The 14876-nt window shown below is 68.8% G+C and carries 14 protein-coding genes; 7 read left to right on the forward strand and 7 right to left on the reverse strand.

Going from position 1 to position 14876, the window contains the following annotated elements; translation table 11 throughout:
• Window positions 1–16 precede the first annotated feature (16 nt).
• Window positions 17–406 (reverse strand): hypothetical protein, encoded by a 390-nt coding sequence (locus tag AB0H76_RS21875; RefSeq protein ID WP_357326875.1) that lies wholly within the window; start codon window positions 404–406, stop codon window positions 17–19.
• Between the two features lie 198 nt (window positions 407–604).
• Between AB0H76_RS21875 and AB0H76_RS21880 the strand changes: the two genes are divergently transcribed.
• The 3 genes from AB0H76_RS21880 (at window position 605) to AB0H76_RS21890 (ending at window position 2987) form a co-directional block, all read left to right on the forward strand.
• The gene (locus AB0H76_RS21880; RefSeq protein WP_357326877.1) at window positions 605–1348 is read left to right on the forward strand and encodes a GntR family transcriptional regulator; all 744 of its coding nucleotides are present in this window, start codon (window positions 605–607) and stop codon (window positions 1346–1348) included.
• A gap of 110 nt (window positions 1349–1458) precedes the next feature.
• Entirely contained in the window at window positions 1459–1650 is a 192-nt protein-coding gene (locus AB0H76_RS21885) for a hypothetical protein (protein WP_357326880.1), read from the forward strand.
• A gap of 107 nt (window positions 1651–1757) precedes the next feature.
• Window positions 1758–2987 (forward strand): AI-2E family transporter, encoded by a 1230-nt coding sequence (locus AB0H76_RS21890; protein WP_357326883.1) that lies wholly within the window; start codon window positions 1758–1760, stop codon window positions 2985–2987.
• Here the strand turns inward: AB0H76_RS21890 and AB0H76_RS21895 are convergent.
• Window positions 2984–4288: a condensation domain-containing protein gene (locus AB0H76_RS21895; RefSeq protein ID WP_357326886.1), complete on the reverse strand. Its 1305-nt coding sequence runs from the start codon at window positions 4286–4288 to the stop codon at window positions 2984–2986. The genes AB0H76_RS21890 and AB0H76_RS21895 overlap by 4 nt on opposite strands.
• A gap of 96 nt (window positions 4289–4384) precedes the next feature.
• Between AB0H76_RS21895 and AB0H76_RS21900 the strand changes: the two genes are divergently transcribed.
• Window positions 4385–4939 (forward strand): TetR/AcrR family transcriptional regulator, encoded by a 555-nt coding sequence (locus AB0H76_RS21900; RefSeq protein ID WP_357326888.1) that lies wholly within the window; start codon window positions 4385–4387, stop codon window positions 4937–4939.
• Window positions 4940–4946: 7 nt separating this feature from the next.
• On the opposite strand, the gene AB0H76_RS21905 is transcribed toward AB0H76_RS21900, so the two are convergent.
• Window positions 4947–6074, reverse strand: a complete 1128-nt coding sequence (locus AB0H76_RS21905; RefSeq protein ID WP_357326891.1) for a lipase family protein — start codon at window positions 6072–6074, stop codon at window positions 4947–4949.
• 520 nt (window positions 6075–6594) lie between these two features.
• Between AB0H76_RS21905 and aceA the strand changes: the two genes are divergently transcribed.
• The 3 genes from aceA (at window position 6595) to metE (ending at window position 11319) form a co-directional block, all read left to right on the forward strand.
• Window positions 6595–7884: an isocitrate lyase gene (gene aceA, locus AB0H76_RS21910; protein ID WP_357326893.1), complete on the forward strand. Its 1290-nt coding sequence runs from the start codon at window positions 6595–6597 to the stop codon at window positions 7882–7884.
• 167 nt (window positions 7885–8051) lie between these two features.
• A complete protein-coding gene (locus AB0H76_RS21915) occupies window positions 8052–8924 on the forward strand; it encodes a 3-hydroxybutyryl-CoA dehydrogenase (protein WP_357326896.1) in 873 nt (290 codons plus the stop codon).
• An 88-nt stretch (window positions 8925–9012) separates the two neighbouring features.
• Window positions 9013–11319, forward strand: coding sequence for a 5-methyltetrahydropteroyltriglutamate--homocysteine S-methyltransferase (metE, locus tag AB0H76_RS21920; protein WP_357326899.1), 2307 nt, complete (start codon window positions 9013–9015; stop codon window positions 11317–11319).
• A gap of 58 nt (window positions 11320–11377) precedes the next feature.
• Here the strand turns inward: metE and puuE are convergent, their stop codons facing one another.
• From puuE to AB0H76_RS21940, 4 genes are all read right to left on the reverse strand, one after another.
• A complete protein-coding gene (gene puuE, locus AB0H76_RS21925) occupies window positions 11378–12283 on the reverse strand; it encodes an allantoinase PuuE (protein WP_357329804.1) in 906 nt (301 codons plus the stop codon).
• A gap of 8 nt (window positions 12284–12291) precedes the next feature.
• Complete coding sequence (gene alc / locus AB0H76_RS21930) at window positions 12292–13260, reverse strand: allantoicase (protein WP_357326902.1); 969 nt, start codon at window positions 13258–13260, stop codon at window positions 12292–12294.
• Window positions 13261–13282: 22 nt separating this feature from the next.
• Complete coding sequence (locus AB0H76_RS21935; RefSeq protein WP_357326905.1) at window positions 13283–14494, reverse strand: aldolase/citrate lyase family protein; 1212 nt, start codon at window positions 14492–14494, stop codon at window positions 13283–13285.
• Between the two features lie 182 nt (window positions 14495–14676).
• On the reverse strand, window positions 14677–14874 hold the full coding sequence (locus tag AB0H76_RS21940) for a hypothetical protein (RefSeq protein ID WP_357326907.1): 198 nt from the start codon (window positions 14872–14874) through the stop codon (window positions 14677–14679).
• Window positions 14875–14876 lie beyond the last annotated feature (2 nt).

Below are 14876 nucleotides of genomic sequence, written 5' to 3' on the forward strand. Positions count from 1 at the left end.
CCCCGTGCGCGACCCGTCAACGCGGATCCAGGTAGTCGGAGATCAATTGCAGCGCGGCCTTGTTGGCGGCGTCGGCCTCGTCCAGCCGCCGCCCGGCCGCCAGGTACGCCGCTTTGAACAGCAGCGCGGTTTCCTGGAACGCCGTCACGGTGTCGTGGAACTCGCGCCCCTTCGCGCCGAATCCCTTGGCCAGCGCCTGCCCGGAGGGTAGCTCCGGGAAGCCCGCGACCGCGGCGCCGAGATCGCCGGTGGCCACGGCCTTTCGCAGATCCTCGATCAGCTTGTCGCACGCGGCGGCCAGATTCTGCGCCACCTCCGGCGCCAGCTCGAAGCGGTCGCCACCGGAACCGGTTGCCGCCGCATACAATTCGCGCGCCCTGTGCTGTCCGATATCCGGTACCGCCATCTGCGCCGCAGCCCCTTCTGCTCGGTCCACCAACGCGCCTGCGCCTCGAGCCCAAGCGAAAACTGACTCTACCGGCCGGTAATACCAGCGCTCCCCACTTGCCGGGGCGGCAACCATGTGATGTAGCGCACCTTAGCCGCAACGGGATTGCTACACTGGCCGGTGGTCTATGGAGGTCACGCCAGCGGAAGGCATTCGGTGCCCGAAATCGAAGAAGTACTCCCGAAGTACCTGCAGATCTCCGGCTACATCCGTGATCAGATCATGAGCGGGGAACTCTCGCCCGGCGCGGAAGTGCCCTCCGAGCGCGAACTGGCCGCCGCCTGGAAGGTGGCCCGCCCGACCGCGTCCAAGGCCCTGAACACGCTGCGGCAGCAGGGATTGGTGATCTCCCAGCGCGGCTCGGGCACCTTCGTCGCCGACAGCCGCATCGCCCCGCAGGCCCGCGAGCGCTACGAACGCGCCCGGCGCTACGGCACCATGTACACCGAGCAGGAGTCGGTGACGATCCTGGCCGCGGAGTTGCTGGAGGGCCCCGCGCACGTCACCTCCGCGCTGCGAATTCCGAAGGGCAGCACCGTCATCGCGCGCCGCCGCCTGGTCACCAACGAGTCCGGGCTGAGCGAGCTGGCCACGTCCTGGTTCGCGGGTGAGCTCGCCGAGACCGCCGCGGGATTGCTGAGCACCGATCGGCTGGCCGCCGGCACCGCTCAGTACGTCGAATCCATGACCGGGCGCAAGGTCACCTACGCCCGCGATCAAGTCAGCGCCCGGCTGGCCACCGCGGCCGAATGCGAACATCTCGGCCTGCCGAATCCGGCTGCGGTGCTGGCCTATCGACTCACCGTGCACGCCCTGGACGGCACCGTCCTGCAATTCGACGAGGCCGTGTACCCGCAGGAGTGGTGGGCTTTCCAGCAGGAGTACTCGATCGGATCGTAGGTCGTCGCGAGACCGGCAGATTGCCATTGACAGCAGCTGGCTATAACTGGCATAGTCCACGACGACAGATTGGCATAGTCCAGAGGGTGGGAGGCGTGATGTTCGGTCAGATGTCCATCGGAACCTGGGTCATCGTCGGAGAGCACTGCTCGGTTCGCCGGGCGCAAGTGCGCGAAGACGACTATCTGACGTATGTATTCGAAAGCGGCGGTTCGGAATTCGAATTCGCCCTCGCTCCGGAGATCCTGCGCAAAATGGTCGAACTCGGCAACTCGCCCCCCGGGGCCGCGGCCCTGACCTGACCACCGCGCCGACGCAGTCGCTCCGCCCGCGGCCCAGCCCGGGCGGGCGGCTGTAAATCCCGACGAGCCTGCGGGCTAACCGTCGCTCCCGTGGGTACGTTGACGATGTGCCCGGGGAAGACGAGTTCACGCCACCCACCGAGTCCGCCGAGATCGCGCTGACCGAAACGAAGGCCGTGCTGACCGCCGATGTCACGGCCGGACCACCGCCCTGGCTGCTGCGTGCGTTCCTGCTGGCGGCCGCCACCATCGGCGGACTCATCTTCGGCTTCTGGGCATTACAGCGCCTGCAGACCCTGCTCACCATCTTGATGGTCTCGCTGTTCCTGGCCTTCGCCATCGAGCCCGCGGTGAACTGGCTGGCCGCCCGCGGCGTGAAGCGCGGCCTGGCCACCGGCGTGGTGTTCCTCGGATTGCTGCTCATCATCGTGGGTTTCGTGTGGACCCTCGGCTCGCTGCTCGTCGACCAGGTCACCACCCTGGTGCAGAATGCGCCGCAGTACGCCGACGAAAGTGTCGCCTGGTTCAATCACACCTTCCACCAGGAGATCTCCGGCACCGACCTGACCAAGTACGCCACCCAGTGGAGCGACAAGCTCCAGGGCCTGCTCACCGGGCTGGCCGGAAACGCCTGGGGCATCGGCACGGCCGCGGTCGGCGTGCTCTTCCAGGCGCTCGGCGTGCTGCTGTTCACCTACTACTTCGCCGCCGACGGCCCCCGCTTCCGCAACGCCGTCTGCTCGCTGCTGCCCCCGAGCAAGCAGCGACATGTGTTGCGGGCCTGGGATATCGCCGTCGACAAGACCGGCGGCTACATCTACTCCCGCGGCCTGCTCGCGCTGTGCTCCACCATCGCGCACTACGTCGCGCTGCGGGTCTTGGACGTGCCCTCCGCGTTCGCGCTGGCGCTCTGGGTGGGCGTGGTCTCCCAGTTCATTCCCACGGTCGGCACCTACCTGGCCGGCGCGCTGCCGATCATCGTGGCGCTCGTGCACAGCCCCGTCACCGCCCTGTGGATCCTCGGCTTCATCCTGCTCTACCAGCAGTTCGAGAACTATGTGCTGCAACCGCGGATCACCGCGTCCACCCTGGACATGCATCCCGCCGTCGCCTTCGGGGCGGTGATCGCGGGCGCCGCGATATTGGGGCCGACCGGGGCTCTGCTCGCCATCCCGGTCACCGCCACGGTCCAGGCCTTCGCCGGCGCCTACATCCGGCGCTACGAGGTCGCCACCGACATCGACGACCTGCCGCCGGAACCGCCGAAGAAGAAGCCGCGCAACTGGACCCGGCAGATGACGATCCGCTTCGTCCAGCGCCGCCCGGGTGCCGGCTAGCCGCGGGCGGGGGCCGCCGCGCGGAGGCGGCCGAGGTTCGCGGTGAACGCCTGCGCGATCCGCGACATCATGGCCCGGCTGTAGAGCGCGGTGTCGTATTCGACCTGAACGGTGAGCCGGTCACCGACGGTGAAGGCGGTCAGCTTGGGCGGCATTCCGGGGCCCATCGCGTACACGTCGTCGCGGACGAAGGTCAGATCGTCCGGCAGCGAATGTGCCGCCAAGCGACCGATATTGGAGATCGCCAGGGTCGGCGGCGCGGACAGGACGGCGGCCGTGATCTCGTCGGCGCGCTGCGCGGCGAGCAGGAACACCGCCGCTTGGCGCTGCTCCGCGGCGACCCGCATGCCCGCCGCGACCACGCGGCCGACGTCGACCGGATCCGCGTCCGGTGCCACCTCGGCCGGGGTGCCCGCGCCGGAGGCGTAATTGACGACGGTGTGCTCGGACAGCGGCGGATCGAACTCGCCCCGCAGGTCGACGGCGTGCCCGCAGAACAGCGGCAGCGGTCCCGCGGCGGGTTCGAGCTCGGTCCGGAACGCGATCAGCGCGGCGCCGGTGAGCAGGCTGTTGACCGAGAGGCCGGCCGCCGAGGCGGCGGCGATCAGCTCGGCGGTCCGGTCCGCGTCCAATTCGACGCGCTGCAAGGCGAATCGGCCGAGCGGATCGCCCGCGGCGCCGTCCCGCGGCAGCAGACGCGGGGCCGCCGCCGGATCGAACTCGGTCGCCATGAGCCGGATCTGTTCCAGCCACTGCGCCACTTCGGCGTCGGCCAGCAAGCCGGCCAGCCGGAGGTCGACCGCCTCGGGCAGGTCCGGCGACTCCGGTTGTGGCAGCGCGGGCCGACCGCCGTTGTGGTAGGCGGTATAGCGCCGCCACAATTCGTCGAGCAACGCGAAAGCCGATCTGCCGTCGGCGATTCCGTGGTGCACGACCAGTACCAGCTGCTGCCGATCGCCTGCCCGCAGCAGGTGCGCGTGGAACAGGCCGTCGCGCCAATCCTGCTGTGCGTTCACCAGTTCCAGGTATTCGGCCGCCCCGCCGTCGGCGATCTCGAGCCGGGGGCGGAAGTCGTCGTCGCGGACGAAGCGGGCCGGGCCGTCGGTGCGCACTCGGCTGCGCAGCAGCGGATGCGCGGCCGCCACGTCGGCCAGGGCGCGACGCAGGGCGCCCGGATCGAGGTCGCCGCGCACGGTGGAGCCGATGAACAGGGGCATCCCGCCGGTCGGGACGCTGCCGAGCTGTCCGCCGGCACCGAAATAGCCGGCTTCGAAGGGAGAAAGGGGTCGCTCTGTAGCCATGCCTCGAACCATACACACGTTTCAAACGCTTGTCAGAAACATTTGTTTGAAACGCATGTCATGAACAGTCGTAAGCACGGCTGTTATCGTGCGCGAGTGGGAACCCGAGAAGACTTGCTCGCCGCGGCCAAGCAGTGCCTGGCCGAGCGCGGCTACGCGCGCACCACGGTGCGTGACATCGTCGCCGCGTCCGGCACCAACCTGGCGGCCATCAACTATCACTTCGGCACCCGCGACAAGCTGCTGAATCAGGCGATGATCGAGTCCAGCGCGACCGCGGTCCAGCAGATCCTGGACTCGCTGCCCACCGGCGAACCGGCCGATCCCACGCGTCTGCGCGCCTTCCTGACCCGGCTGATCGCGTCCTTCACCGACGACACCGCCCTGTGGTCGGCCAATGCCGAGAGCTTCGCCCAAGCCCTGCACTCCCCCGACGTGCGCGCCGAACTGGGCGCGGCGCAGGAGCGCGCCCGCCGCGGGCTGGCCGAACTCTTCGGCCCGTCCACCGCGGACAACGCGGTGGGCGCCGTGCTGCAGACCATGATCGGCGGCCTGCTGATCCAATGGCTGGTCGACCCCGAGCACGCGCCCGGCCCGGACACCATCGTCGCGGGACTGCGCGCGCTCGCGGGTCAGCTGCCGCCGGCCTGAGCGCCGATCAGCCGAACAGGCCGCGCACGAACGGAATCGAATCCACCAGGGACGCGTTCACCGCGCCGCTGTGATCCGCGTTGTAGGTGCGCAGCGTCACCGGCTGGCCGCCGGCCTTCAGCTTCTCGGCGAAGAGCAGCGTGGCGGGGGTGATCACATCGGTGTCGGACAGGCCCTGCCCCAGGAAAAGCGGCTTGTCGTAACCGGTTTCGGGCAGGCCCATGGTGCGGGTGAGCACGCCGGGCAGGTCCGGAATCTGCAGCAGCGGCCGGGAGAACAGCGTGCCGACCACGACGCCCGCGGCGCTGAGCTCCGCGCCGAACGGCTCGATGCACGAGGTGCGCGCGCGGTCCAGCCACTGCCGGCCCGAATCGGTCAGGTAGGACTCGATATTCAGCTCCGGGTAGCTGGTCCGCAGGCCGTTGAGGATGTAGAGCACATAGGCGGTGCTGTGCGCGCCCAGCTTGACCGGCGGCACGCCCGGGCCCAGCGGCAGCAGGATGTCCTCGATATAGGCGGGCACGCCCGTGCCCACCGCACCGCGGTAGTTCAGCTCGGGACCGCCGAACTCGGTCGCGTAGCGCGCGACGAAGACCGCCGCGCCGCCGCCCTGCGACTGGCCGACGACCGCCCAGTCGGTGGACAGCGAGTCGTACTGCCGGGTCGCCGCCTTCACCGCGTCCACGACGTTGTGCGCTTCCACGACCCCGTTCAGGTACGGATGTTCGCCTTCGGCGCCGAGTCCGGCGTAGTCGGCGGCGACCACCGCGTAGCCCTGCTTCAGCCAGGTGCCCAGGTAGGCCCAGTCCCGCTCGACCGCGGAGGGCCCGGCGACGCTGTACGCGCAGTCGTCACCGAGACCGACCGTGCCATGCGCCCAGGCGATCACCGGCCAGCCGCCGGCGGGCGCCGCGCCCGGCGGGAAATAAACCGCGGCACTCGCGGTGACCGGCGCGTCCCCGGCCGTGGTGGTCCGGTAGAGCAGGCGCGCGGCGTTCACCGAGCCGGGCAGCGTGGCGGCCGCGGGCAGCGGCGTCACCGATTCGACGGTGCCGGCCGCTGGGTCCGCCAGGGCCGTGGGCAGGGACAACAGGCTGGCGGCCGCGATCAGCGCGGCGGCGCAGAGCTTGCGCATGGGAGGTCTCCTTCGATCGGACCCGGCATACCGGCATGGCAACTGGACAACTGCTCGAGACTGAGTCGGGCTCAGTGTGCCCGATCTTCGAACGCATCGCGACGCCCAGGGTGGCCGGGCCCACACCCCCGGCAGCCGCCCGCCCCTGTGAATCGACTCACAAGCGTCCGCAGGGCCCGCGCGCGACCCCCGAGGCGGTGAAGATCGCTAACAGTACGAGCGTTACGCTAAAACCGCACGTCAGCGCTACCGGCGGGTAAGTTGGATGCTTGCAATTAGCCCGCAAATTTCGCAAAGTTAGCAAAGACCGTCTGAAACCTAGCTGAGATTCACATTAGCAACAGGTAGACGGCTATTTCCTGATGTGCCATCGTGTGGAAGTACACCCCAAGGGCCTAGCAAGCCTGCAAATTGCTGCTCCAGCAGTTCGAGTTGAATTCGCGGCCGCGGCTTCCGCAGGTCGCTCGAAATAGCAGCTCGATCCATGAGCATCGGACAAACAGAGGAAGTGGAGTCAGAGATGTCGACCACCGGCACCCCGAAGACCGCTGCGGAAATCCAGCAGGATTGGGACACCAATCCCCGTTGGAAGGGCATCACCCGCAACTACACCGCCGAGCAGGTTGTGAAGCTGCAGGGCACCGTCGTCGAGGAGCACACCCTCGCGCGTCGCGGCTCGGAGATCCTGTGGGATCTCGTCAACAACGAGGACTACATCAACTCCCTCGGTGCCCTCACCGGCAACCAGGCCGTGCAGCAGGTGCGCGCCGGCCTGAAGGCCATCTACCTGTCGGGCTGGCAGGTCGCCGGTGATGCGAACCTGTCCGGCCACACCTACCCGGACCAGTCGCTGTACCCGGCGAACTCGGTGCCGTCGGTGGTCCGTCGCATCAACAACGCGCTGCTGCGCGCCGACGAGATCGCCAAGGTCGAGAACGACACCTCGGTCGCCAACTGGCTGGCCCCGATCGTCGCCGACGCCGAGGCCGGCTTCGGTGGCGCCCTGAACGCCTACGAGCTGCAGAAGGCCATGATCGTGGCCGGCGCCGCGGGCGTGCACTGGGAAGACCAGCTCGCCTCGGAGAAGAAGTGTGGCCACCTCGGTGGCAAGGTGCTGATCCCGACCCAGCAGCACATCCGCACCCTGACCTCGGCGCGCCTCGCGTCCGACGTCGCCGGTGTCCCGTCGGTCATCATCGCCCGCACCGACGCCGAGGCCGCCACCCTGATCACCTCCGATGTCGACGAGCGCGACCGTGAGTTCCTGGACGGCACCCGTACCGCCGAGGGCTTCTTCGGTGTGAAGAACGGCATCGAGCCCTGCATCGCGCGTGCCAAGGCCTACGCCCCGTACTCCGACCTCATCTGGATGGAGACCGGCGTGCCGGACCTCGAGGTCGCGCGCAAGTTCGCCGAGGCCGTCCGTGGCGACTTCCCGGACCAGCTGCTGGCCTACAACTGCTCGCCTTCGTTCAACTGGAAGGCGCACCTGGACGACGCGACCATCGCGAAGTTCCAGCGTGAGCTCGGCGCGATGGGCTTCAAGTTCCAGTTCATCACCCTGGCCGGCTTCCACTCGCTCAACTACGGCATGTTCGATCTGGCGCACGGCTACGCCCGCGAGGGCATGACCGCGTTCGTCGACCTGCAGGAGCGCGAGTTCAAGGCTGCCGCCGAGCGTGGCTTCACCGCCGTCAAGCACCAGCGTGAGGTCGGCGCCGGCTACTTCGACACCATCGCCACCACCGTGGACCCGAACACCTCCACCGCGGCCCTGAAGGGCTCGACCGAAGAGGGTCAGTTCCACTGATCTACCGGTTTCCGGGCTCGGGTCTGCTGAGCCCGAAAACTGTTTATCCCCAGTAGGGGTGTACCGCCCTCCCCGCTGAACAGCCCTCGGCGGGGAGGGCGTCCCTATAAGTTCGAGATAGCCACAAGCCACCCCACAGCCAGAACCAAACCCAGCAGGAGCGGGACGTGAGCAGCGAGAAGATTCAGCGCGTCGGCATCATCGGCGCCGGACAGATGGGTGCCGGAATCGCGGAGGTGTGCGCCCGGGCGCATGTCGACGTGCTCGTCTACGAACAGACCCGGGAACTAGCGGCCGCCGGCCGCTCCCGCATCCTGCGGTCCCTGGACCGTGGCGTGAGCAGCGGCAAGATCACCGAGCGCGAGCGCGAGCAGGCCGCCTGGCGGCTGCGCTTCACCTCCGATCTCAGCGACTTCGCCGACCGCCAGCTGGTCGTGGAGGCCGTGCTGGAGAGCGAAGAGGTGAAGACCTCGATCTTCGCCGAGCTCGACAAGGTCGTCACCGACCCGAACGCGGTGCTGGCTTCCAACACCTCCTCGATCCCGATCATGAAGATCGCCGTCGCCACCGCCAATCCCGAGCGCGTGGTCGGCATGCACTTCTTCAACCCGGTGCCGGTGCTGCCGCTGGTCGAGCTGGTCACCACGCTCAAGACCACCGAGGCCGTCTCCCAGCGCGCCGAGCAGTTCGCCGCCGAGGTGCTGGGCAAGCAGGTCGTGCGCTCGGCCGACCGCTCCGGCTTCGTGGTCAACGCGCTGCTGGTCCCCTACCTGCTCTCCGCCATTCGCATGGTCGAGTCCGGCTTCGCCACCAAGGACGACGTCGACAAGGCCATGGTGCTGGGCTGTGCCCACCCGATGGGCCCGCTGGCGCTGACCGACCTGGTGGGTCTGGACACCGTCAAGTCGATCGCCGATTCGATGTACCAGGAATTCAAGGAGCCGCTGTACTCGGCGCCGCCGCTGCTGATGCGTATGGTCGAAGCCGGGTTGCTCGGCAAAAAGACCGGCGCGGGCTTCTACCAGTACAACCGCGCCTGATACTGAACTTCGGCAACCCAAGCGCAACATGTGCGGCGTCCATTCTTCGTAGTGGGCGCCGCATAGGCATCGAAAGGGAGCAGCGCTCATGGTGAACGTGACCGACGGCTACGGATCGAGCATTCTCGGGTACCCGAGAATCGGATCGCACCGAGAACTCAAGCGGGCACTCGAGGCCTATTGGCGCGGTGCGATTCCGCGCGAGGAACTCCTCGAAGTCGGCCGTGAAATCCAGGAGAGCCAGTTCAGCGAGCTGGCCGCCACCGGCCTGACCCAGGTGCCCGGCAACACCTTCTCCTTCTACGACCATGTCCTGGACAACGCGCTGATGTTCGGCGCGGTCCCGGAGCGCTTCGCCGCCTACCAGGACGTGATGGACCCGCTGGACTTCTACTTCCTGATGGCGCGCGGCCGTCCCGATCTGCCGCCGCTGGAACTGGTCCGGTTCTTCAACACCAACTACCACTACCGCCAGCCCGAGCTGGACTCCGACACCGCCTTCTCGCTGCACGCCGAGGCGCTGCTGGACGAGTTCGACCGGGCCAAGGCCAAGGGCATCGAGCTGCGGCCGGTCGTGCTCGGCCCGGTCTCGCTGCTGCTGCTGTCCAAGGCGGGCCCCGTGCCCGGCGAGGCCGAGTTCGACACGCTGAGCCTGCTGGACAAGCTGCTGCCGCAGTACGAAGCGCTGTTCGAGCTGCTCGCCAAGCGCGGCGCCACCTGTGTTCAGCTGGACGAGCCGTCGTTCACCAGCGAGCGCAGCGCCACCGAGCTGGCCGCCTTCGAGCGCGCCTACGAGCGACTATCCAAGGCGCCGCTGCGCCCGCGCATCCTGGTCACCGGCCAGTACGGCGATTTCGGCGAGGCGCTGCGGATCCTGGCGCAGACCCATGTCGAGGCGATCGGCCTGGACCTGTCCAGCTACCGCATCCAGCCCGAGGAACTGGCCGCCATCCCCGGCATCCGCCGCAAGCGGCTCTACGCCGGCGTGATCAGCGGCAAGAACGTGTGGCGGGCCGACCGCCACGTCACCCTGGAGTACCTGAACGCGCTGGCGCAGGTGTGCCCGGATCTGGTGGTCTCCACCGGCACCACGCTGCTGCACGTGCCCTACGACCTGCTCGTGGAATACGAGATCGAGGGTAACGTCGCCGACCGGCTGGCTTTCGCGAAACAAAAAGTGGGCGAGGTGGTTTCGCTCGCCAAGGCGCTGACCGAGGGCCCGTCGGACAAGTGGCGCAAGCGGCCCACCGAGGTGCACTTCAAGCAGAAGCACGCGGTGCGGCAACGGGTTTACGCCGTCACGCCCGCCATGCGCGAGCGCGAGCCGTACGAGGTGCGCCGGGCCGCGCAGCAGGCCAAGCTGAATCTGCCGCCGGTGCCCGCGACCACGCTGGGCTCCTTCCCGCAGACCAACCGGATCCGCCAGGCCCGTTACGAATTGGGTCAGGGCCGGCTGTCCTACGAGGAGTACCGCAAGCGGATCGAGGCCGAGATCGAGGCCACCATCCGGTTGCAGGAGGACATCGGCCTGGACGTGCTGGTGCACGGCGAGCACGAGCGCAACGACATGATCCAGTACTTCGCCGAGCTGCTCGACGGCTTCGCGACCACCCACTTCGGCTGGGTGCAGGTGTACGGATCCCGTTGTGTGCGACCGCCGATCATCTACGGTGACGTCTCGCGGCCGGCCGCGATGTCGGTGGACTGGATCACCTATGCCCAGTCGCTGACCGACAAGCCGGTCAAGGGCATGGTCACCGGCCCGGTCACCATGGTGGCGCGCTCGTTCGTGCGCCAGGATCAGCCGCTGTACGAGACCGCCGACCAGGTCGCGCTCGCCATCCGCGACGAGGTGGTGGATCTGGAGCGCGCCGGCATCTCGATCATCCAGGTCGACGAGCCCGCGCTGCGCGAGCTGCTGCCGTTGCGCCCGGAAGGCCGCGCGGAGTTCCTGCGCTGGGCGGTCGGCGCGTTCCGCCTGGCCACCTCGGGCGTCCGGCCGGAAACCCAGATCCACACGCACATCAGCTATTCCGGCCGCGCCGAGGTGGTCGAGGCGATCGAGGAACTGGACTGCGACGTGACCGCGATCGTCGCGACCCGCTCCATCGAGTGGGTGCTCAAGGCGCTCACCGAGGACTGCGCCTCCGGCCACGGCCTGAGCCACGGCGTCGGCCCGGGCGTGTACGAAAGCCGTTCCGCCCGTATCCCGGACATCGACGAGCTGGACGAGCTGCTCACCGCGGCGGCGAAAGCCGTTACCCCGGAACGGCTCTGGGCCAATCCGGACGGCGGCCTGAAGACCCGGCACTACTGGCAGCTGGAGCCCTCGCTGCGCAATATGGTCGCGGCGGCCCGCCGCGTGCGCCGCCGCGCCCTGGCCGAAGAAAAGTAGGAACCCGAAAACCGAAGGCCGCCCCCCCTTTTCCGGGACGGCGGCCTTCGGTGTTTCGCTAGGCCGGCGGGTGCACCTCACGCCAGTGGTTGGCGATGTCGATGCGGCGGGTGATCCAGACCTTGTCGTGGGACTGGATGTGGTCCAGGAAGCGTTGCAGCGAGGCCAGCCGGGCCGGGCGGCCGACGATGCGGCAGTGCAGGCCGACCGACAGCATCTTCGGGCTGCCCGCTTCACCTTCGCGGTAGAGGACGTCGAAGGCGTCGCGCAGGTGCGCGAAGAACTGTTCGCCCGTGGGGAATCCGGCCGGGGAGGCGAAGCGCATGTCGTTGGTGTCGAGGGTGTACGGGACGACCAGGTGGTCGCGCTCGTGCACCTTGACCCAGTACGGCAGGTCGTCGGCGTAGGAATCGGCGTCGTAGACGAAACCGCCGTGCTCGACGACCAGTTCGCGGGTGCGCGGCGAGTCCCGGCCGGTGTACCAGCCGAGCGGGGCCGCACCGGTCAGCTCGGTGAGGATGCGCACCGCCTCGGCCAGGTGCGCGCGCTCGGTGTCGACGTCGGTCTCCTGGTAGGACTTCCAGCGCAGGCCGTGACTGGCGATCTCGTGGCCGAGTTCCCGGAACGCCGCTACCGCCTCGGGGTTTCGCTGCATGGCCCGGGCCACCGCGAAAATGGTCAGCGGCAGACCACGGCTTTCGAACAGCCGCAGAATGCGCCACAGCCCGGCTCGCGAGCCGTACTCGTAGAGCGATTCCATGCTCATGTGCCGGTTCGGGAAGGCCTGGGCCGGAGTCATTTCCGAGAGGAAGGTCTCCGAGTGCTCGTCGCCCTCGAGGACGTTGTTCTCGCCGCCCTCCTCGTAGTTCAGGACGAATTGCACGGCGATCCGGGCGCCGCCGGGCCACCGCGGATCCGGCGGGTTCTTGCCGTAGCCGATGAAATCGCGGTCCGGCCCATACAAAAGGTCACTCACGCGCCGAGCTCCCCGTAGAGCCGCAGCCGGGCGAGGCCGCCGTCGGGGTAGACGTCGAGGCGGACCTCTTCGACCGAGGCCGCCATCGCGGCGATCGGGAATCGATGCCGGGTGTCGGGCTGTAAGTCCGTGCGCGGCAACAGCTCCACCTCGGTGCCGTCGTTGGTGGTGCCGGTCAGCCTGGCCGCGCCGGGGCTGTTGCCGAGGAAGTAGGAGGTGTCGATCTCGGCCAGCCGGATCAGGCCCGGTCCCGCCAAACGGATGCGCACCCAGTCGTTTCCGTCGTCGCGGCGGCGCGCGGTTTCCCAGCCGTCGCCCATTTCCCGGGCCAGGCCGGGGTAGAGCATCTGATTCGGCGCGCTGTAGAAGCGGTTGGAGCAGTCCAGGACCAGGGCGCCGTTTTCCAGCGCCGCCAGGTCGACCGGGCCCAGGCCCAGCAGCTTCTGGTCCGGGCGGCCCTCGCCGTGCACCCGCAGGCGGGCCACGCCGCCGTCCGGATGCATGGTGAGTTTGACGTGGGTCCACCGGCTTTCGCTGTCGACCCGGAAGGGGTTCTGGCTGTCGCCGGCCACCGGGCCACCGTCGATCAGGGTGACCCAGTCCGTGCGCTCGGCGATCTCCGCGGCCGACGGATAGCCCTCGATCTCCAAGGCGGACACCGAGATCGCGGGCGGGTAGTTGCCCTTGAACCAGGCGGTGTCGACGACGACGCCGCGGATCACACCCGGCACGCCGAGCCGGACGATGGCGCTGTCGTCACCGGGTTTGCCGCGGTGCCTGCGGGTTTCCCAGCCGTCGTATACCTGGCCCTTGTGACCGAAGGTCGAGGGCCGGTAGTCGGCCGGACCCGGGTTGATCAAATTCTCCTTCTCCGCGAAGAATTCGTCGTTCGCCCAGATCACGGAGCCGCCGAGCGGGCGGACCGCGAGATCCGGCAGCAGGGTGAAATCGGATAGTTCGCTCATCGTGCCTTCCGGGTCGTGCTTGTCAGGACAGGGGGCGGCGTTCCACCAGGGCGCGCAGCACCTCGGAGGTCAGCTGCGCGGGCAGTTCCGCGGCGGTGCGTGCCCCACAGCTCAGACCGCGCAGCACGGTGGCGGCCAGGGCTTCGGCCGTCGCCGGCTCGTCCATGACGCCACCGGAACGGCGGTCCAGGTAGGCCTCCAACCGCGGGACGGCCACGTCGATAGCCTTGCGGAAGAAGTCGTAGGTCGCCAGCCAGCGGGTCACCAGGTGCGCCGGGTGCATGTCCCAGCCCTGGTAGTAGCCGCGGGTCAGGGCCCGGCCGACCAGCCGGTGGTGGTTGCGGATGGCGAATTCGGGGTCGCCGTCGGGCACGATCTGGGTGGAGCCGTCGCAGATCCACACGCCGGTCTGCGCGGCGGCCACCTGCATCACCGACTTGGCGAAGTCGGCGGCCGGGTGGTCCAGCGCCTGGTCGGTGGCCGCGACGCCGCAGGCCGCGGTGTAGTCGTAGGTGCCGAAGTGCAGGGCGCTGCACCGGCCACCGGACGCGGCGATCATCTTGGCGATCGGGGCGGTGCCGTCGGCGGCGATGATGGCCTGCGGGCTCTCGATCTGCAGTTCGAACCGCAGTGTGCCCTCGGCCAGGCCGGAGCCGCGCTCGATGCCCTCGCACAGGGCGGCCAGCGCGGCCGCCTGCCCGGTGGAGCGGATCTTGGGCACCGTGAACACGAAGCCCTCGGGCACCCCGCCCATACCCTCCAGCACCAGGTCCAGGGTGCGCAGGGCGCGGCGGCGCTCGTTGCCCGCCAGGCCCTTCATCCGGATGCCGAAGCTGCCGGGTGCGGCGTTCTTGCCCCAGGCCGCCAGCACGGTGCCCGCGTTGGTGGCCGCGGCGTCCTCTTCGGCGTCGCTGCGGAAGCCGTAGCCGTCCTCGAAGTCGATCCGCAGGTCCTGGATCGGCTCCTGCTCCAGCCGGGCCCGCACGGCGGCGAGCGAGCCGGTGGAGTCGAGATCGGCCAGCAGGGCCTGCTGCGCGTCGAGCAACTCGACAGCAGCCGCACCCCACTCCTGCGGCGTCTGGATCGTCGCCCGGTCGGCGCCGATGTAGGCCGTGTGGATCGGCTGGTCACGACCGTCCGGGCCGGGGTAATGGGCGTTCAGTTCGGCGTCGACGGAATCGAGCATCGACTCGATTCTGGCCCGGACATTCTCCGGCAACCGTGTGGACGTCACCCTGGCTCTCCTTCTCGCATGGCGCGCCGGATCCGGGCCGCCGGAATCGGCGACCGGCCCGGCCGTACCCCGCAAGCATTCCGGATGGTCTTCACGGGATCGGGGGCGACCCATCCCCCGGCCCCGGTTCCCGGCCCGGCCGCCCGGTCGACCTGTGCACAGATGTGCACAGGTCCGCGTGCTCAGCACTGCATCAGCACGCTGCCACCGGCACCGGCGAAGGCCAGCGCCGCGGCACCGGCGAGGACGGGCACGGGCCGTCGCAGGACGGCGCGGAGACCCGCACGCGGCGCGCGGACGGCCGAGTCGTCGCCGGCGGGCCGGGTGCGCCGGCGGCGCAGGAAGGCGAGCGTGCTGACGATGATCGTGGCTAGCAACATCT

It is taken from the genome of Nocardia sp. NPDC050712 (genome assembly GCF_040654295.1).
Classification (GTDB): domain Bacteria; phylum Actinomycetota; class Actinomycetes; order Mycobacteriales; family Mycobacteriaceae; genus Nocardia.

What these genes read in the sequence shown, in the direction of transcription:
- AB0H76_RS21875 (WP_357326875.1), bottom strand. Translation starts at nt 406, where the DNA reads ATGGCGGTACCGGATATCGGACAGCACAGGGCGCGCGAATTGTATGCG.
- AB0H76_RS21885 (WP_357326880.1), top strand. Translation starts at nt 1,459, where the DNA reads ATGTCCATCGGAACCTGGGTCATCGTCGGAGAGCACTGCTCGGTTCGC.
- AB0H76_RS21895 (WP_357326886.1), bottom strand. Translation starts at nt 4,288, where the DNA reads ATGGCTACAGAGCGACCCCTTTCTCCCTTCGAAGCCGGCTATTTCGGT.
- AB0H76_RS21905 (WP_357326891.1), bottom strand. Translation starts at nt 6,074, where the DNA reads ATGCGCAAGCTCTGCGCCGCCGCGCTGATCGCGGCCGCCAGCCTGTTG.
- aceA (WP_357326893.1), top strand. Translation starts at nt 6,595, where the DNA reads ATGTCGACCACCGGCACCCCGAAGACCGCTGCGGAAATCCAGCAGGAT.
- metE (WP_357326899.1), top strand. Translation starts at nt 9,013, where the DNA reads ATGGTGAACGTGACCGACGGCTACGGATCGAGCATTCTCGGGTACCCG.
- alc (WP_357326902.1), bottom strand. Translation starts at nt 13,260, where the DNA reads ATGAGCGAACTATCCGATTTCACCCTGCTGCCGGATCTCGCGGTCCGC.
- AB0H76_RS21940 (WP_357326907.1), bottom strand. Translation starts at nt 14,874, where the DNA reads ATGTTGCTAGCCACGATCATCGTCAGCACGCTCGCCTTCCTGCGCCGC.